16 protein-coding genes are annotated in these 18,084 nt (G+C 41.7%); 4 read left to right on the plus strand and 12 right to left on the minus strand.

Features of this window, described 5'->3' with window-relative positions; translation table 11 throughout:
• Positions 1 to 63: 63 nt before the first annotated feature.
• The 11 genes from tatC to JFC10_RS13805 form a co-directional block, all read right to left on the minus strand.
• The gene (tatC, locus tag JFC10_RS13755; RefSeq protein ID WP_011959994.1) at positions 64 to 933 is read right to left on the minus strand and encodes a twin-arginine translocase subunit TatC; all 870 of its coding nucleotides are present in this window, start codon (positions 931 to 933) and stop codon (positions 64 to 66) included.
• On the minus strand, positions 930 to 1,316 hold the full coding sequence (gene tatB / locus JFC10_RS13760) for a Sec-independent protein translocase protein TatB (RefSeq protein ID WP_036599454.1): 387 nt from the start codon (positions 1,314 to 1,316) through the stop codon (positions 930 to 932). Before tatB ends, tatC begins: the two co-directional genes overlap by 4 nt.
• Positions 1,317 to 1,371: 55 nt before the next feature.
• Positions 1,372 to 1,656, minus strand: a complete 285-nt coding sequence (gene tatA / locus JFC10_RS13765) for a Sec-independent protein translocase subunit TatA (RefSeq protein WP_011959992.1) — start codon at positions 1,654 to 1,656, stop codon at positions 1,372 to 1,374.
• Between the two features lie 80 nt (positions 1,657 to 1,736).
• Positions 1,737 to 4,355 carry a copper-transporting P-type ATPase gene (locus JFC10_RS13770; RefSeq protein WP_087945736.1) on the minus strand — a complete coding sequence of 873 codons (2,619 nt, stop codon included), beginning with the start codon at positions 4,353 to 4,355 and terminating at the stop codon, positions 1,737 to 1,739.
• A 575-nt stretch (positions 4,356 to 4,930) separates the two neighbouring features.
• Entirely contained in the window at positions 4,931 to 5,425 is a 495-nt protein-coding gene (locus tag JFC10_RS13775; protein WP_060492335.1) for a DUF305 domain-containing protein, read from the minus strand.
• Positions 5,426 to 5,452: 27 nt separating this feature from the next.
• Positions 5,453 to 6,517 carry a copper resistance protein B gene (locus tag JFC10_RS13780; protein ID WP_198333362.1) on the minus strand — a complete coding sequence of 355 codons (1,065 nt, stop codon included), beginning with the start codon at positions 6,515 to 6,517 and terminating at the stop codon, positions 5,453 to 5,455.
• A gap of 31 nt (positions 6,518 to 6,548) precedes the next feature.
• Positions 6,549 to 8,255: a copper resistance system multicopper oxidase gene (locus JFC10_RS13785; RefSeq protein WP_045448091.1), complete on the minus strand. Its 1,707-nt coding sequence runs from the start codon at positions 8,253 to 8,255 to the stop codon at positions 6,549 to 6,551.
• A gap of 94 nt (positions 8,256 to 8,349) precedes the next feature.
• The gene (locus tag JFC10_RS13790; protein ID WP_011959987.1) at positions 8,350 to 8,988 is read right to left on the minus strand and encodes a DUF411 domain-containing protein; all 639 of its coding nucleotides are present in this window, start codon (positions 8,986 to 8,988) and stop codon (positions 8,350 to 8,352) included.
• A 165-nt stretch (positions 8,989 to 9,153) separates the two neighbouring features.
• Entirely contained in the window at positions 9,154 to 9,777 is a 624-nt protein-coding gene (locus JFC10_RS13795; RefSeq protein WP_045448094.1) for a c-type cytochrome, read from the minus strand.
• 61 nt (positions 9,778 to 9,838) lie between these two features.
• Positions 9,839 to 10,111, minus strand: coding sequence for a hypothetical protein (locus JFC10_RS13800; protein ID WP_011959985.1), 273 nt, complete (start codon positions 10,109 to 10,111; stop codon positions 9,839 to 9,841).
• A gap of 133 nt (positions 10,112 to 10,244) precedes the next feature.
• Entirely contained in the window at positions 10,245 to 10,571 is a 327-nt protein-coding gene (locus tag JFC10_RS13805) for a hypothetical protein (RefSeq protein WP_045448097.1), read from the minus strand.
• A gap of 325 nt (positions 10,572 to 10,896) precedes the next feature.
• On the opposite strand from JFC10_RS13805, the gene JFC10_RS13810 reads away from it, so the two are divergent.
• The 4 genes from JFC10_RS13810 (at position 10,897) to JFC10_RS13825 (ending at position 15,708) form a co-directional block, all read left to right on the plus strand.
• Entirely contained in the window at positions 10,897 to 11,643 is a 747-nt protein-coding gene (locus JFC10_RS13810) for a heavy metal response regulator transcription factor (RefSeq protein WP_045448100.1), read from the plus strand.
• Positions 11,633 to 13,105, plus strand: coding sequence for an ATP-binding protein (locus JFC10_RS13815; RefSeq protein ID WP_060492334.1), 1,473 nt, complete (start codon positions 11,633 to 11,635; stop codon positions 13,103 to 13,105). The genes JFC10_RS13810 and JFC10_RS13815 overlap by 11 nt, the downstream gene beginning before the upstream one ends.
• A gap of 183 nt (positions 13,106 to 13,288) precedes the next feature.
• On the plus strand, positions 13,289 to 14,173 hold the full coding sequence (gene lgt, locus JFC10_RS13820; protein ID WP_011959981.1) for a prolipoprotein diacylglyceryl transferase: 885 nt from the start codon (positions 13,289 to 13,291) through the stop codon (positions 14,171 to 14,173).
• 812 nt (positions 14,174 to 14,985) lie between these two features.
• A complete protein-coding gene (locus JFC10_RS13825; RefSeq protein WP_060492333.1) occupies positions 14,986 to 15,708 on the plus strand; it encodes a CHAP domain-containing protein in 723 nt (240 codons plus the stop codon).
• A 1,368-nt stretch (positions 15,709 to 17,076) separates the two neighbouring features.
• Here the strand turns inward: JFC10_RS13825 and JFC10_RS13830 are convergent.
• A complete protein-coding gene (locus JFC10_RS13830; protein WP_060492332.1) occupies positions 17,077 to 18,045 on the minus strand; it encodes a DNA-binding protein in 969 nt (322 codons plus the stop codon).
• Positions 18,046 to 18,084: the final 39 nt, after the last annotated feature.

An 18,084-nucleotide genomic window follows, 5' to 3' on the forward strand; every position in this document is an offset into this window, starting at 1 on the left:
CTAGTAAAAAGTAAAAAGTAAAAAGTAAAAAGTAAAAAAGGTTCTTGGCGTATTTAAGTAGTGCTAGCTACTTTCTAATGTTTCATTCCCTGAGACTAAATCATTATTTCGTTCATTTTTAATTAATATCTTTGCTAAGAGTAAACCCAGCTCAAATAATAGCCACATAGGAATCGCCAACAACAGCATTGATACACCATCAGGCGGTGTCACTACCGCGGCGATCCCAAAACAGCCGACTATGATATAACGACGCTTATCTTCTAAAATTTGAGTAGAAACGATTCCGGCCATTATCAGCAATAAGGTAACCACTGGAATCTCAAAAGTCAGTCCAAACACCATAAATAGCTTGAGGGCAAAGCTCAGATAACTGTCAATATCGGTCATTGGTATAACGTTCTGCGGAGCGAACATAATAAAAAATTTCAATACCCCTTTGAGTACGACAAAGTAGGAAAAAGCAACACCAGCATAAAATAGAAATATCGAAGATAGCAGTACAGGAATGGCAATTTTCTTCTCTTTTTTATATAAGCCGGAAGCTACAAATGACCAAATTTGATACAGGATATAAGGCATTGCTAAAAATGCGGCGACGAATATCGTTAAGCGAATGGGTGCCATAAAGTTTGACGTTATATCAGTGGCAATCATGGTCGAATTGATGGGTAACTGCGCCACTAATGGGTCTGATAAAAGATTATAAAGCTCGCGTGAAAATCCCACCAATACTAAGAATATAATTAAGACGACCACGCATATTCTTATTAAGTGCGTACGCAGCTCGATTAAATGTCCGGTAATAGGCATATCGCCAAGCGTACCTAACGTATCTCCAGACTCACTATTCTGTGTTGTATCTGTTGGCGCCTCAAACTCTATATCTGTTATTTTTTCTTGTCGACTTTTTTGCCGTTTAAATAGGCTCACTGATCCGCCTCCTGTTTAATGAACGAGGAGGTAGTATTCTGTTGATGGTCTTTATCATAAGGGGTGATTGACTGATGTGAAGCGTCTAGGCTTTGGTTCTGTGACTGCTCAAACTTTTGCATACTGCCACGCATTTCTGCTAATTCGCGCTTCATATCCGACTCGGTCTGACGGATTTTCGCAAGTTCATTTTGCATTTGTTGACGTGTTTCAGCTAGATCAAGCTCAGCTTCTATTTCAGATTGTAGAGTGGATACTGTACGGCGCAGTTTGGCATACCATTGCCCAGCGGTACGTGCGGCTTGCGGCAGTTTTTCTGGGCCCAATACGATTAAAGCAATGACGCCAAACAAGAGTAATTCGGAAAACCCAATATCAAACATAACAGTCACATATATTAATAGACTACTTAGTGCCGCTATTTATAAGCGGCGCGCTTCATACTTTAGGCTGGTCATCAGTGGAAATAGGGCTGATTTCCATATCATCAGCCTGATTACCTACACGCGTATTTAAATCATTACTTGCAGCTGGCGTACTATTTTCATGGCTAAGCACATGATTTTTGCGAGCATTCTCGGGTTCTTCATCTTTGACCGCTTCTTTAAAACCCTTCACCGCACCGCCTAAATCTTTACCTGCATTTTTAAGCTTGGCAGTACCAAATACGACCACCACTACGACCAATAAAATCAGCCAATGTGTAATAGAAAAGCTGCCCATAACGGTATCCTTATATTTTGTGATCTTGTTTAGACCAGTATGTGTCAGTGTGCTTTAGAACACTTTTTACCGTACCAGAATTATAGTTTCAAACGGCGCAATCGCAGCGCGTTAGCAATCACCGAGAATGACGACAAGCTCATCGCTGCCGCTGCTATCATCGGACTGAGCAGAAGCCCAAATGTGGGATAGAGCACACCTGCGGCAATAGGAACACCAAGTGCATTGTAGATAAAGGCAAAAAACAGATTCTGTCTGATATTGCGCATGGTGGCGTGGCTAAGCTTATAAGCTTTGGCAATGCCCATTAAATCACCTTTTAGCAGGGTAATGCCCGCACTCTCCATCGCCACATCGGTACCGGTTCCCATAGCGATACCAACATTAGCTTGCGCTAGCGCTGGTGCGTCGTTGATACCATCACCCGCCATAGCGACCAATTTACCGCTGTCTTGCATTTCTTTGACGATACGGTTTTTATCCTCTGGTGAGACATCCGCATGAACTTCATCAATACCTAGTTTATTGGCGACTGCCTGCGCGGTTTTTTCGTTGTCACCGGTTAGCATCACAACTTTTAAACCTGCGTCATGAAGCAGTGAAATAGCCTCTTTAGTGCTTGGTTTAATAGGGTCAGCAACTGAAATAATACCAGCAGCTTTACCGTCTATAGCCACAAACATTACCGTTTCACCGTCTTTTCTACGGACATCAGCTTTAGTGGACAGCTCATTATCAAAACTATTTAGGCTTTCCATAAGCTTAGAGTTACCAATAGCGACTTTCTTACCATCGACCACGGCTTGTACGCCTTCGCCAGTAGTCGAATTAAAGTCAGTAGCTTTAGGAATAATGAGTGATCTTTCTTGAGCTGCTCTAACGATAGCTTCTGCTAAAGGATGCTCGCTAGCGCTTTCTACTGAGGCTACCAATGCGAGGAACTCGTCTTCATCTTGACCTACCTGCGCATCAATTGCGGTAAGCTCGGGCTTACCAGCGGTCAGTGTTCCGGTCTTGTCGACGACAATGGTATCGACTTTTTCCATACTCTCTAACGCTTCAGCATTTTTGATGAGGACGCCGTTTTGCGCGCCTTTGCCGGTACCAACCATAATGGACATCGGCGTCGCTAGACCAAGGGCACAAGGACAAGCAATAATCAGTACCGCAATCGCGTTAACCAAGGCATAGGCCATAGCGGGCTCAGGGCCGAATATCGCCCAGACAATAAAGGTAATGACGGAGCAAATAAGCACGATCGGTACGAACCACCCAGCTACCTTATCTACCAATTTCTGTATAGGTGCGCGGCTACGCTGGGCTTCAGCAACCATTTGTACAATTTTAGATAATACTGAATCTGCTCCAACATTGACCGCTTCGACTAATAGCGTTCCGGTGCCATTTACCGTACCACCAGTCACTGTATCTCCTGCTACTTTTGATACAGGGATTGGCTCACCCGTCACCATTGATTCATCAACATTACTATTACCATCGATCACTGTACCATCTACGGGTAGTTTCTCACCTGGTTTAACCCGTAGCTTATCGCCAGTGACGACCTCATCAAGCGAGACTTCGACTTCTTCACCGTTTTCATCGACACGTCTTGCGGTTGGTGGTGCGAGCTCAAGCAAAGCTCTAATCGCACCTGAAGTTTGACTTCTAGCTTTGAGCTCTAATACTTGACCCAGTAGCACCAAGGTCACAATGACCGCTGCCGCTTCATAGTAGACTCCGACTTGACCAGAGGCATCTCTGAAACTGTCTGGGAAAATATCGGGAAAAAAGGTCGCGACAATACTAAAAATATAAGCAGCGCCTACGCCTATCGCAATCAAGGTAAACATATTTAGATTGCGGCTTTTTATAGACTGCCAGCCACGGACGAAAAACGGGGCGGCGCCCCAAAGCACTACAGGGGTCGCGAGCACTAACTCAGCCCATTGTAAGATCTTTGAGGAGATACCATACTGACTAAAATTAACTACGTTTAAGTCAAACATACCGCTCATCACATATATTAATAGCGGTACAGTCAACACGGTACATATCCAAAAACGACGAGTCATGTCGTCAAGCTCTGAGGTGTCCTCTTCACCGATAGTAAGCGTTTCGGGCTCAAGCGCCATACCACATATCGGACAACCGCTATTTCTAACGTCTCTCACTTCAGGATGCATAGGACAGGTATATACCGTGCCATCGTAATCAGCAGGTACTTTATCGTATTTACCGCCTTTAACAGATTTTACTCCGCTACTATCAGTATCCTTTCCATGACAGCTAGCGTGACTATCATCTTTAGCAACTTCGTCTTCAGGTTTAAGAAACATGCCACATATTGGGCAGTCACTTTTTTCAACATCTCTTACTTCTGGATGCATAGGACAAATATAGACCGTACCGCTATAATTTTCCGGTATCTTGTCGTACTTATCGTCTTCGACAGAATTTACCTCATTACTATTATTAGCATCCGCTCCATGACAATGCGCATGACTATCTTCATGGTTGTTGGATTCAGCAACCTCGTCTTCAGGTTTAAGAAACATGCCGCATATCGGACAATCGCTCTTTTCAGTATCTCTAACCTCAGGATGCATCGGGCAGATATAAACCGTACCACTATAATTTTCTGGTACTTTATCGTACTGACCACCTTTGATAGATTTTTCATCGGCAATATGTTTCATAAAACCACTCCTTGAAGACAATAAATATTTATAATAAGTACAACTCTTAAAGCACTATCATCAATCCTCGATTGCTATTCATCTAATCATTAATCTAAAAACCTCTAAAAAATAATTTCTATACTTTTCAATTGGAATTTAGTTTTTATCACGCAAATACTTGAGCAGTGCCATGATTGTTAGTACTAGTACTGCGAAAAATAGTAGCGCAAACAACAAGCAGAGAGCCATCCAACCCCAACCCATGCCTTCCATCATAGTATTTCTCCAAGACTCATAGCACTCATATTGACAGTGGTGGGCGAGCGTATACTTTTAGATGCTTACTATCACTCAAGAATAGCAATCGACAGATATTGAACATTTCGATATAGGAATAAGAGGTTTTGAAATAAGAACAGTAAAACAAAGAGCAGTTACTGCAGTTGAAGGGGTAGGTAAAAAATCACATTAATTATCTGTGCAATCTGTCCTTTTAAGGTAAAGGTACCAGCGAAGACTATAGCGCTGATACCAGGTATCACCATTTTTTCATAATCAATTTCTTAGCTTGCCATACCTCTATATATAGCCGTCTATTCGAGCTCTTCAATAAGCGCTTGCATCTCAGCGATTTCACGCTTTTGCGCTTTAATAATATCGTCAGCGAGCTGTTGTACTCTAGGGTCTTCAATATCTGCTCTTGAGCTCGTCAAAATGGCAATCGAGTGATGAGGTATCATGGCTTGCATCCAATCGACTTGATCAACCGTTGCTTGGGAACGCACACCCCAAATACCTACAGCAAACATTACTACACTTATTCCATAAACCAGTAGATTTACCTTGGTCTTCTTATACATATTACCCATAAAGGCCAGCATAATGACGGCCATACCGGCACCCATGTAGAGCGCCATATAAGCTCGGGTCTCACTAAAATAAACATGATCCAATTGATAGGTATTAAAATACATCATGATAAACATTACAATCGTAGACGTCAGAATCATCAAAGTGAACTTCACATAAGGATTCATGCCCTGTTGATGGCTTTGATGATTCATGCTGTTTTGATCAGAAGTATTCATAATATATCTCCTATAATTTTGACAATGTTAGAACCAGAATTTAACACCGGCAGTCAAACTACTGCTATCAACCGATTCATTTTCTTGACGCCGCTGGTCACGCGCACTGCCAAGAGCCGTCTCATAGCTCACACCGACGTAAGGTGCCAGTTGACGACCTAAGGTTTCATAAGTCAGTCTAACTTCAGTCTCTAATTCATTGAATCCCTTGGTGATATGATTGTCAATATCGTCTTTACTAAAAGCTGACAGACCAACTTCCGGTATCACAACCCAGTGCTGACTCAAACGCCATTCATATTCTGCACCAAGATCAAGCCTAACTTGACCATCGGTGTAGAGATATGCTCTAGCATCTGTTTCAATAAAGTAAGGCATTGTGCCGACAATACCGGCCATAATGGCAGGCTTATCATTCTTGGTATCATAGGCGACCCCTGCTTCGCCATTCCAAAAAATACTTAGCGGCTTCCAGTAAGACAATGAGGTCAGACTATCAATGTCTTTCTCATCTTTGGTCTGAACACTACCTTCACTACGTAAAGATAGACGGCGCTCATCTAGGCCATACCAAGCACTAACCTCATAATTAATCTGATCGTCATCAAACTGATAGCCTAAATCGTCTACAGAAACGCCCCATAATGGCATATCACCCATCATCATAGGCTGACCATAGCGTCCATAGGGAACACCGTTTGAATAGTCAGGACTGCGAGCATCAGCTGGAGCTTTACCACCTTGCATACCTGACATATCCATACTGCCATGGTCCATGCCTGACATATCCATGCCACTGTGATCCATATCCGACATGCCCATACCAGACATATCCATTTTGCTATGATCCATATCCGACATGCCTATACCAGACATATCCATTTTGCTGTGATCCATATCCGACATGTCCATACCAGACATATCCATTTTGCTGTGATCCATATCCGACATGTCCATACTACTATGGTCCATATCTGACATAGTCATGTCTTTTTTAGCAGTGGCAGGGTCAGCAGCATTAGCAAATGATGATGCTAGTAATACCAATGATGATACCCCAGCGAACCGTAAACCCACTTTATGTATTTTCATCTCATCTCTCACCTATCAACCAAAGATTTGCTTAAACGACCGCCACTTCTCTGAACATACCGGCTTCCATATGATAGAGCAGATGACAATGCCATGCCCATCGACCAGCTTCTCCTGTGACATCAAAGCTAATTTTTTGAGCTGGTTGCACCATCATAGTATGCTTGCGCACCTGAAACTCACCGTTAGGCATGCGCAAATCGCTCCACATCCCATGTAAATGCATCGGATGATTCATCATCGTGTCATTGACTAAGGTAATACGCACGCGCTCACCCGGCTTGATATTGACCGGCGTGGCCTCACTGAACTTAACCCCATCAAACGCCCAAATATAGCGCTCCATGTTACCGGTTAAATGTAGCTCGATCTCTCGGGTAGGCTTGCGCTGCTCCGCAAATATTGCCTCATCGACAGAGCGTAGCTGACTATAATTCAATACCTCTCTATTAATATTGCGCAGGTTGATACCTGGATCGTCAAGGTTCATACGTGGACTGTCCACACGCATATCAGACTTAAAGTCATATTCTGTTTTAGCGTGCTTAGCTTTATAACCATTAGCACCCATAGCACCCATCATATCTGCCATGGTGAGCCATTCAATTTTGTCCATAGCAGGCGTTGCCGCACGAGCACCTTCTTTGGTGGCAAGCGTTGCTGCGACATAGCCCGAACGGTCTATGTTTTGGGCAAATATGGTATGCGCATCTTTGGTCGGGGTGACAATGACATCATAGGTCTCAGCCACGCCAATACGAAAATCATCAATAGCGACTGGTGCGACATCATTACCATCCGTTGAGACGACTGTCATTTTAAGACCGGGTATGCGTACATCAAAGATGGTTTGCGCTGAGGCATTGATAAAGCGTAATTTAACGCGCTGTCCTGCTTTGACGATTTGCGCCCAATTAGCTGCGGTCGTTTTGCCATTGATAAGGTAGGTAAATGTGTTTTCACCCGACAAGTCCGTAAAATCAGTGGGCATCATGCGCATCTGATTCCACATTTTGCGCTTATCAAACGCGGTTTTCATATCCGTTTCGGCAATATCAGCAAGCAGTTTTTTGAAGTCTGGTAGATGGTAGTTGTCAAAGTCGGCGCGCTGTTTGAGCAGCTTCAAGAGATTATGCGGGTTGCGGCTGGTCCAATCACTAAGCACGATCACATGGTCTTCGTCGATAGGATGACGCTCACGCCCTTTAGGTTCAATCACAATGGCACCCAGCATACCGGTTTGTTCTTGGAACCCACTGTGTGAGTGATACCAATAAGTGCCTGATTGTTTTAATTTGAATTTATAAGTAAAGGTGCTGTTCGCAGGAATGCCATCAAAGCTAATGCCCGGCACCCCATCCATCTCAAACGGTACTAGTAGTCCATGCCAATGGATAGAGGTTGATTCATCCATCTGATTATGAACACGTATCACCACCGTATCGCCTTCACGCATTTTTAGCGTCGGTGCTGGTAGTGAATCATTGATGAGCGTCGCCATGCTCTTTTTGCCGTTCACAATAGCGGACTGTTTACTGACGTATAAATCAAACTCTTTCCCTGTCAATACAGGTACTTTATGAACGTTTTGATCACTATTAATAGTAGCGCCCTGACTGCCTGAGCGACTCGATTGTCCCAATGCGCTACTAGCAATAGTCGGCATCAAGGAGGCACCAAGGACAGCAGAGGATCCGGTTAAAAAACGTCGGCGGTTCAGTATGTTCTTTTTATTCATAATGATAACCTGATTTAATTTGAGAGATGGTGGTTAAGCTTATAGTTATAATATTTTCGATATTTAACAGAATCTATTCACATCTAAGCCAACACTACAGCTGCTGCTGAGGAGACTCAATAGCAGCATAGACTTCTGTGGTGCCGTCTTTATTAAGCTGCATTACCTTATAAGGCATGAATTTACCTTCATACTCCATACCGGGGCTACCAACCGGCATACTCGGTACGGCAAGTCCAATAGCTTGTGCAGGAGGATTTGCTAAGAATTCAGCCATGTGTTTAGCAGGGACATGCCCTTCAAAGACAAAACCGTCGGTGGTAACGGTGGTATGACAAGAGCGCATTTGCTGTGGTACGCCATAACGCTCCTTAAATAAGGATAGATCTTCCACATCGTGCGTGGTTGCACTTAATCCATTGTTTTTTGCATAGCCTACCCATTCTTTACAGCAGCCGCAGTTGGCATCTTTATAAACCGTGGCTGAGACGTTTTTGAGTAATGATGACGAGCTGTTAACGGGAGCATTTGTAGGAGCAGAACTTTCATTTTGTACTTGTGCATTCTGGGTAGCAGACTGTTCAACCTTTACTGGTTGAGAATCAGAGCCACTGGTATTAGATTGGCTGCAAGCGGCTAGCGTTAACGAGAGTGACGATGTCACCACCAATAAAAGGACACGACCGGATAACCAGCTATGTCCATTAGAAAGCACATGTGTGTAATGTCTCATTAAATTACTCCTAAACGTCTATTGTTATGCTCGATATTCTAAAAACTTACACCCTATATTTGAATTCTTATGTACTTAACTAAAAACATTAAATGCAGCACTGTTCAGTACTGCATTATTAATAGCGACAACCGTGAGTTAGGAGGCTTTCATATCTAGAAAGTATTAATGCTGCATTCCAGATCCATCATCCGACATATTCATACCCATATCACCACCATCTGACATATTCATATCACCGTCAAATGACATGTCCATCATATCGCCATCTATCCTAGTGGTTAGCATCGTGTATTGGCTTTCATCTAATTCAGGTAACGATCTAATGAAGGCTACCATTGCCCACATTCTACCGTCATCATGGGACGCGCCCCACGCAGGCATTCCAGATGCCATAATACCGTGCTTGATTGCCCAAAAGCTTTGCTTTGCACCGTCTTCTGTTTGATAACGTTTGACAATATCAGCCTTGGTAAAGTTGGGCGGCTTTGGATATAAGCTCTCACTAAAGTCAGTTTGTGCCACTCCCGGAGACAAGTGACAGCCTGCACACATATCCTTATAGTCCGCGCCACCAGAACTGATTAGCTCAACCTTCTCTAAATCTGGTACCACAATATCTTTACTGGCATTTTCTATGGAACGATTGCGAGCAGTTTCTAAAAAGCTAAACATCATTGGGCTATGCTCTTGGTCAGCTCCCACATTGACAACGCCACTAGTAACAACCGCAAACACGCTAACGATTGCCACAAATACGGTAAAGAGCGCACCCAATAAAAATTTCATATGTTTTCCTAAAAATTTATTTCCGTTAAGTGTTGACTGCTATTTAACAGAGCTAAAATTTTTAAGATTTACTGTCGTTAGTAACGCAGTGTTTTTGGTACATTTGCTTCATTTTACCCATGTTAGCCATCATCGCTTTCATGGCAGGATCGCTCATGTCCATCTTGCTATGATCCATTTTTCCCATCATATCCATATGCTTTTGCATTTTTTCACAGTTCATTTGATCTTTTTCAGCATGCATTTTAGGGTCATGCGCCATAGCTGAGGTCGATACGACAAGAGCGATGGCCGTCATTGCGATTGATTTAGACAGTAATTTAAATTGTGACATGATTAATTCCTATTGTTTGGATTAAAGGCTATTGAGTTCAATAGCTGTTAAACCAGCCTAAATGATACATTAATCATTCTGACTGGTAGATGACGTTAAGATTACAATGCTGTCATTCTCACCGCTTTAGATTTTAATGCGCGATATATTCATTTAATATGGCTTCAGCATTTCTATCACGATCGCTACCATATTTTTTCACAAAATACTTTTCAGACTGCAAGTGTTGATCTTGATGCTGTACCTGACACGCGACTCTCGCATCAACATAGCCTTTCATTTGCGCGCTAGAAATCTGTGCATCGTTATGATCTGCGTTCTTTGCAAAACTAGTGAGCGCATCACAATTACCGAGAACAGAAGCATCTAAGTTTGTGGTATGCGCATTGGCCGCTGACATGCCCACTAACATCGATACTGAAAGCAAAGCTGCTTTTTTTAATGAACTATAATTTTTCATATAAGACCCTTTAAAGATAAATAACAAACTGTTTAAGTAGGATAATTGCTTTACTCGTAGAGGCAGTCTGTATCAGAGACAAGCCAATATGCGGCGTTGATTTAGAATACTAAATGGTGGCTGACAGCTAGATGACACGGATATTACATGTTCGTTAGGAACAGCATAATATTGTCATCTTCTTGTCATTAAAACCAAATACCAGCATCTGTCTCTATCCAAAGAACACTGTTATAACAAGGGTTCCTGATAAATATATGGCTGATAAGCTAACAATGTTAGTGATACGCTGTTGACAACTATAATGATATAAAGGTAAGCAACGATGAAAGTACTGTTAGTAGAAGATGAGAAAAACCTTGGAGAATATATTAAGAAAGGCTTAACTGAGGCCGGTTTCATCGTGGATCATCACATGACAGGTTTAGATGGCTATCATGCGTTAATGACTGAAGATTTTAGTGTGGTTTTGATGGATGTCATGCTACCTGACGTCAGTGGCTTTGAGTTGGTACAGCGCTACCGAGCTGCTGGAAAGCATACGCCAGTTTTATTTTTAACGGCTAAAGATGATTTAAGCGATCGGATCAAAGGTATTGAAATTGGTGGCGATGATTATCTGACCAAGCCTTTTGCTTTTGCTGAACTGATTGTTAGAATAAAAAGCCTATTGCGCCGTGCCAATCAATCTGATTATAAAAGCTCGGTCATACACATAGCTGATCTGAAAATGGATATTGCCAAACGCACCGTTCATAGAGGCAACACTAATATAAAATTGACTGCTAAAGAGTTTGCTTTATTACAACTTTTCTTAGAACGTCAAGGTGAGGTACTGCCGCGCACTGTGATCGCCTCGCAAGTATGGGATATAAACTTTGAGAGTGATACGAATGTCATTGACGTGGCTATAAGGCGCTTGCGGATAAAAATTGATGATGGATTTGATATAAAGCTGATTCATACGGTACGCGGAATGGGCTACAAGTTAGAGCCACTGGCTGTCGACGTGGATAGTGGCATGGGCGACGATAGTATTAATAAAGACAGTCTGACATCAAATGAGACATAAATCTAAGAATCGGCGTTGGTCACTGTTATGGCGAACTATTTTTTTACTGACATTGTTCGTTATTATCTCTCAGGTTATTATCTACGCATGGGTTCAGCGCTCTGTGAGTGGACACTTTGAGCAAATGGACTCAGAAATCCTTACTCATGCAGCTTTTAACCTGCGCAAACGTATGGTTAGTTTGGAAGATCACATAGAACCATTCACAGTATCAAAGTCGCAAGCGCTAATTGATGCCAATCATCTACATTCTTCTTGGCTGGATTATGATTTAAAAACCTTAGTATCAGATAAAAATGGCAAATTATTATCCAGCGATCCCAGTAATTTCATCAATGATCTACCGGCAGATTTTAGCTTGTTACAACTATTGCAGGACTATCGCGATCAGCAGTTTATGATCAAGATAAATAATAGGCATTACCGAGCCATTATCATTACACATCAAGAGGTTTTGGCATTTATTGCTCTACCTATCGATGTGCATAATCAATATCTTATCCAGTTTAATCGCCAGCTGAGCTTGATACTTATCGCCATTACCTTATTATTGGTTTCAGTAGCAGCACTAAGTGTACACTGGGGTTTTGCTCCCCTAGCTACTATCGTACAAAAGATGAAAGGCATTAATCTTCAAAGGTTAGATGAAAGAATTGTGGTTGGCGATATGCCGTTAGAATTACGTCCACTAACGGAGTCTTATAATTCTATGATGGTCAAGCTTGAAAGTAACTTTGAATCATTATCACGGTTTTCAGACAATATCGCCCATGAGCTACGTACGCCAATAGCGACGCTGAGTACGCAAACGCAAGTCATGTTAACTAAGCCAAGAGAAAGCGACGAATACATTGAGCAATTGCATCATCAGCATGATACGTTAAAGCAGTTATCCGCCATGATTAACGATATGTTATTACTGGCAAAAACTCAAAAAGAGCTGAGTGATTCGCAAATCAGTCATGTCGATATAGAGAGCTTGATCACAAAGCTTATAGATTATTATGAGATGATTGCTGAGGATCGTGAGATAATCTTTGAAAAATCGGGTGATTTTAAAACAGTACTAGGTGATAAAGGCTTATTGCAACGGCTGTTTGCCAACCTGATGTCAAATGCGATTTATTATGCGGCTAGTAATAGCACTATTATGATATCCGCTACTGTCCTCACTTCAAGCACCTCGCTTAATGCGCCAAAAGACGATATTCAATCCCCAGAGCAGCTCTGGTTAAGAATAACTATGACCAACCGTCTAGACAAACCATTAAATCAGATTGAAGCCGATAAACTGTTTGAGCGATTCTATCGTCATGATAAAACGAATACGATGCATTCAGGAACAGGCTTAGGCTTATCTATTGTGCAAGCTATCGCCAATGCTCATAATGGCAAAGTTAGTATTACTATCAAAGATGAGTGTCTTTTTGAGGTTGCTGTAAAGTTGTTGATTGCCAGGTAGTAAATACCTTCATACTGTCTATGAACCGCTCAGATTAGATCGAAGGCGAGTTTACTTGGAAGGTCTCTCTATCCATAAGATGAGATTCTGACTTGCGATAGTTGTACTTTTCAATTGTTGGACAAAAAATTTCTTATATAAGCCTATTTCATACATTCTATTACCAATAATTATGATGCCTTTATGATGATTCATCCTCAGTATGATCCCGTAGCGCTTTCCTTGGGTCCATTGGAAGTGCACTGGTATGGGCTAATGTATTTGCTAGCCTTTGCTGCCGCTTACGGTTTGGCTTGGTATCGCAGTACCAAACGCGACAATTGGACCACCGACATGGTCTCTGACTTAGTCTTTTATGGCGCGCTTGGTGTCATCTTAGGCGGTCGTATTGGCTATGTGCTGTTTTATCAGTTCGGTGAATTACTCCAAAACCCTGCCTATATATTAAAAGTCTGGGAAGGCGGTATGTCTTTCCACGGCGGCTTTATCGGCGTCATGCTAGGTATGTGGTTCTTTGCCCGTAAATATAAAAAGACTACCTTTCAAGTATTCGATTTTATCGTTCCTTGTGTACCAACCGGCTTACTGTTTGGGCGTATCGGCAACTATATCAATGGCGAATTATGGGGTCGCGTCTCAGACGGTGGCTATAACTGGCTGACCTACTTTCCGCAAGCCGCGGCGTTTGATATGGAGCAATTACAGAGCAATCCACAATTGCAAGAATTGATGATTGAAGTCAATGGTCAATACATATTGCCTCGTCATCCATCACAGCTATATGAAGCCTTTGCCGAAGGTCTGCTGCTATTTATATTCTTATGGTGGTATTCATCAAAACCACGTCCACGTATGGCCGCCTCCGCTGTATTCTTACTAGGCTATGGCATCAGCCGCTTTATCATTGAATTCTTCCGCCAGCCAGATGCTGACCAAGGATTCATATTATTAGGTTGGATGACCAAAGGGCAAATCTTAAGCGCGCCGATGATTATCGCCGGCTTAATCATGCTGATTTATGCTTACAAACGCGGTATTTATGATTGGGGTAAGCAGTCTGCATATTAGAAATAAGTGTCGAGGTGCATGAACAAATAAATATAAATGCAGTTCTAACAAGATACATTCCATTTGCAGAATTAATACCTATGTTAGTACAAGGATTTTTATTCCTAAACCTAATTTTTTCATCAGATAGTGGAACTTCAAAAGCTAAAAACAAATTTGGATATGTAACTTTTTATGTCAATGTAACCTATTTTAGATGTTATCTGTCTTTAAAATAACCAATTTCTTAGAAATTAATACAAGGAACTACATGATGTATCGCAACAATTACGTAAGATTACATAGTTCCTTAGCGAATTAAAATTCATATTGACACTATAAATTAGTATATTATTTTAATAATTGGTTAAACCCTATATAGCATAATTACTTCACCCACTAAAAAAACGTTTGAGGATTAAATCTAAATTAAGGATTTAATCCTCAAACGTTTTTTTCTGCTTATCAAACAGGAGATATTGTTGTCAGGTTGGTCAGCTATATTCTATAAATGTTACACGAAATTACATTATAAAATAGGTATTTTTTATCATTTTATAAGCTTAAAAAGAGCTTTTATCAGATTTTTATTAGTGATGACATGCTTTACAGCCTATGCTAAAGTCCGATTTGTGTTTTGGCTAACAGTTTGACTTCCAATAAATTTATAAGGTTTTAGCGAAATCGTTGATAATGCCGGCCGCCTATGGAATAAGGGTTTGCAGCATAATTATTAGTCACCACAATGTGTATATTCTTGAGTTGTTGAGATTTAATTGACTGCTCTGTTATGGACAACAGACCATTTTGAATTAACCGTAGGTATTAGATTTATGAAACAGGCCTTATTGATTTTGTCAGTACTGGGTATGGGCATAGCACAAACGAGTACTGCTGCTGTAACGACCTTTCAAACAAGTAATAATATAACCAATATTTCTGCGGCATCAAACTACAGTTCGTCAAAAAATATTTATAGCACCAAAAGTGGTGCTTATGTTTCTAGCAATGATGAAATCAGTCAAGCAATTAGCAACTTAAGTGCGCAGGCTCAACAAAAAGAGAAACAGCTTTCGTTATCAAGTAGCCGCTTATATGCTGAAAGACAACAGCAGCAAGTCAATACTATCCCTGATAGCAATTCAGCACCCGCTATCGCTGCTGCTCGCGCTTCACGAGTGGCTCTATCTAGCAGCTCTGGATACTGTGCCCGTTACGTACGTAAAGCACTACAATCAGCTGGTTATGAGTTCACTCCAAATCCTTCAGCCTATCAGTACGCTACTCGTGGCACACTTGATAAAGCAGGTTTCAGCAAAATCAGCAATGATATGCCAACCCAAGTAGGTGATGTTATTGTCTATGATCGCTCATCAAAGCGTCCACATGGCCATATTCAAATTTTCGATGGTACAGATTGGATTTCTGACTTCCGTCAGAACAGTATCAGCCCATACAGTGGTGTCTATGCTTATACGACATGGCGTGATTCAAAATATGTGGATGACGCATCCGCATCAGATCGTAATATCTACCTTGCTATGAATGATAAATAAGACCTGAGAAGTCAGCACAACATATTTATTGCTTTTCTCCAACCCAGTAGTGATCTTACTATCATTGCTGGGTTTTTTTGTGCTTAACATCAGGGTGTATTTAACCTTTCATGATTTGATCAGTCAGAAATAGACACTACTGATATCATTACTCATTACAAGAATTATCGGCAAGCGCGTTTAAGATGCCACATGATACCGCTTGTGCACTACCTGCACATTTCTGGCGCAAAACTGAGAAATTTTTGGATTGCTAGCATTACAAGACAAATTACGAAACGACGCTCATGAAGATGTGGCTTAGCTCAAAGCGTATGGGTAAACCACCCCGAGTTCGTCGTACTCTCTAAGACTGTTTAGTCTCCGAAAACCTGAGGCGGTTCAGATGGTTTTTTGAGAGATTATGACACTCTCAAAGCGATTTGAAGTACTTGAGAAAGTTGATTATGATAGCACCTAAAGATTTACCAGAGTCATATCGAAAGACTAAACAAAAAAATGCCTCTGGGAGTTGACTCCTAGAGGCATTTAGTTTTTAATGTAGCTAACGGTTACAGAGTGCGTCAACACCCTGTAACGAACAAATAAGCATACGCAGTGCGTTATTTGAACAGCATTAAATGCCCGTGTAGGTGCATTTTATCCAAAAACTGCTTTCATATCAACCTTATTCACTATACATTTTAAAAACTGCTTGTTCGCTCGTTACATCCTTGTGCTGCTCTCTTTGTACCCGTTACCCGTCAAATGGGTGGCAGGCCTCGGCGACGACTGCGTTTGACACAGGGGTAAGCTCTCGACAGGGGGTTCTAGACATATTGAGCAACGCAATGAGTGGTTACTCGTGCATATCGTAGCGGTATATTGGGTTTATGCCCTTGCTAGCGTATGACAGCACAGTAGCGGTTAAGAGCGTGTCTAGGCGGTGCTATCAGCCGTAATCTTAACAACCGTAGCTTGATACAGTGATACGGTCTTGATGACGCGATGGGCGATGAAGTCGGCATGACTAATCACATCAAATCCAAGGAATGCACTAAAGCGATTGTGAGTATTTTATCTACTCATAATCGCTTTAGGGTGAGTGTTCCTTGAAATCTGCTCAAGGCTCCAAAATCAGCATAAATTCACTTAGGCTAATTTAAGTAGTATATAGCCCACTCGGCTATATACTATAAGAGTCCAGAGAAAAATTTAGAATAGTTATTATACAGCAGTCACTTATTCAGTGAGTCGATATTGTCATGGTTGATTCATAAGCTTAGTGTGAATAGAACGAGATCTATGCCTTGGGTAAACTACCTCCCAAACTTATAAATGTTCTTTATCTTGAAATCCTAATTAAACTGAAACCTCGAATACTTTTATTTAGTCAGCATCCAAAGTATTATCTTTGTTTTGAATAAGTATTAGAGCATCTTGTGCTTTCTTAAGTTGATCTTGTAACAGAGTCACTTGTTCCTGCTTTGATAAATGACGGCTTGATAGCTCGCTATATTGTTTATTCAATACGCTATGCTCAGCTTCAAGCTTAGCCTGTGTTTGAGTCAACTGATCGTTGAGTCCTGATAGTTTGTTACGCTCAGCGATTATGGCCTTTAACTCCCCTTTAACCTCTGCTGTGTCAGTCGCTATCTCATTGCGTTCAGTAGTGACTTTCTTTAGCTCATCCTTAGTCGCGGTCAGTTCTATTTGCAGACGTGAAATTTCTGCTTTATCGCTATGAGCAGTGGCTTCAAGCGTGGCCACTTTTGATAAGTTGACGTTAAGCTCTTTTGCTTGCTGGTCAAAGCTGCTGTGTAGCTCTGCAAGTTGCACTTGGGCTGCATCTGTTTTAGCTTGCTCAAGCTCAAGCGCGTGCTGAGTATCACTGAGCGTCTGTAACAGCGTATCACGCTCAGCAGTCATTTGAGCTGTACTGATTGCTGCTGCCTCTGCCGTTGCTGTGACTTCATCGAGCTGTACCAACAAATCGGCTTGTTCACTCTCTAGCGTTTTAACCGCCTCTTGCGCCTCATCTGTTTCAGCTTGTGCCTTGGCCTTAATACTCTCTAGTGCCTCACGCTCTTTCACCAAGCGATCATTAGCGATATCAATGGCCGTCTGCCACATATCCGCACCAAGCGCTTGTAAGCGCTCAGTGATACCACTTGGTAGCTCAACCTGTCTGAGCTGCTCTTCTTCTTGGTTATCCTGACGCCAAGACTTCATCGCCTCACTGATGGTTGTGAATGAACCACCGCCCAAAGCCTTACGCACCTCAGCTAATGTTGGCTTAATTCCTTGTTCTTGCAATTGGTCGGCAGTAGCATGAATTTGCTGAATAGTGATGGCCATCATCATCGTCCTTAATTTTGTATGAATAAATATGTAATT

This window comes from Psychrobacter aquimaris, assembly GCF_016107525.1.
In the GTDB taxonomy this organism is placed as follows: Bacteria; Pseudomonadota; Gammaproteobacteria; order Pseudomonadales; family Moraxellaceae; genus Psychrobacter; species Psychrobacter aquimaris.

Coding starts and splice junctions, on each gene's coding strand:
- tatB (WP_036599454.1), bottom strand. CDS start 1,316: ATGTTTGATATTGGGTTTTCCGAATTACTCTTGTTTGGCGTCATTGCT.
- tatA (WP_011959992.1), bottom strand. CDS start 1,656: ATGGGCAGCTTTTCTATTACACATTGGCTGATTTTATTGGTCGTAGTG.
- JFC10_RS13770 (WP_087945736.1), bottom strand. CDS start 4,355: ATGAAACATATTGCCGATGAAAAATCTATCAAAGGTGGTCAGTACGAT.
- JFC10_RS13775 (WP_060492335.1), bottom strand. CDS start 5,425: ATGAATACTTCTGATCAAAACAGCATGAATCATCAAAGCCATCAACAG.
- JFC10_RS13780 (WP_198333362.1), bottom strand. CDS start 6,517: ATGAAAATACATAAAGTGGGTTTACGGTTCGCTGGGGTATCATCATTG.
- JFC10_RS13785 (WP_045448091.1), bottom strand. CDS start 8,255: ATGAATAAAAAGAACATACTGAACCGCCGACGTTTTTTAACCGGATCC.
- JFC10_RS13790 (WP_011959987.1), bottom strand. CDS start 8,988: ATGAGACATTACACACATGTGCTTTCTAATGGACATAGCTGGTTATCC.
- JFC10_RS13795 (WP_045448094.1), bottom strand. CDS start 9,777: ATGAAATTTTTATTGGGTGCGCTCTTTACCGTATTTGTGGCAATCGTT.
- JFC10_RS13800 (WP_011959985.1), bottom strand. CDS start 10,111: ATGTCACAATTTAAATTACTGTCTAAATCAATCGCAATGACGGCCATC.
- JFC10_RS13805 (WP_045448097.1), bottom strand. CDS start 10,571: ATGAAAAATTATAGTTCATTAAAAAAAGCAGCTTTGCTTTCAGTATCG.
- JFC10_RS13810 (WP_045448100.1), top strand. CDS start 10,897: ATGAAAGTACTGTTAGTAGAAGATGAGAAAAACCTTGGAGAATATATT.
- JFC10_RS13815 (WP_060492334.1), top strand. CDS start 11,633: ATGAGACATAAATCTAAGAATCGGCGTTGGTCACTGTTATGGCGAACT.
- lgt (WP_011959981.1), top strand. CDS start 13,289: ATGATGATTCATCCTCAGTATGATCCCGTAGCGCTTTCCTTGGGTCCA.
- JFC10_RS13825 (WP_060492333.1), top strand. CDS start 14,986: ATGAAACAGGCCTTATTGATTTTGTCAGTACTGGGTATGGGCATAGCA.
- JFC10_RS13830 (WP_060492332.1), bottom strand. CDS start 18,045: ATGGCCATCACTATTCAGCAAATTCATGCTACTGCCGACCAATTGCAA.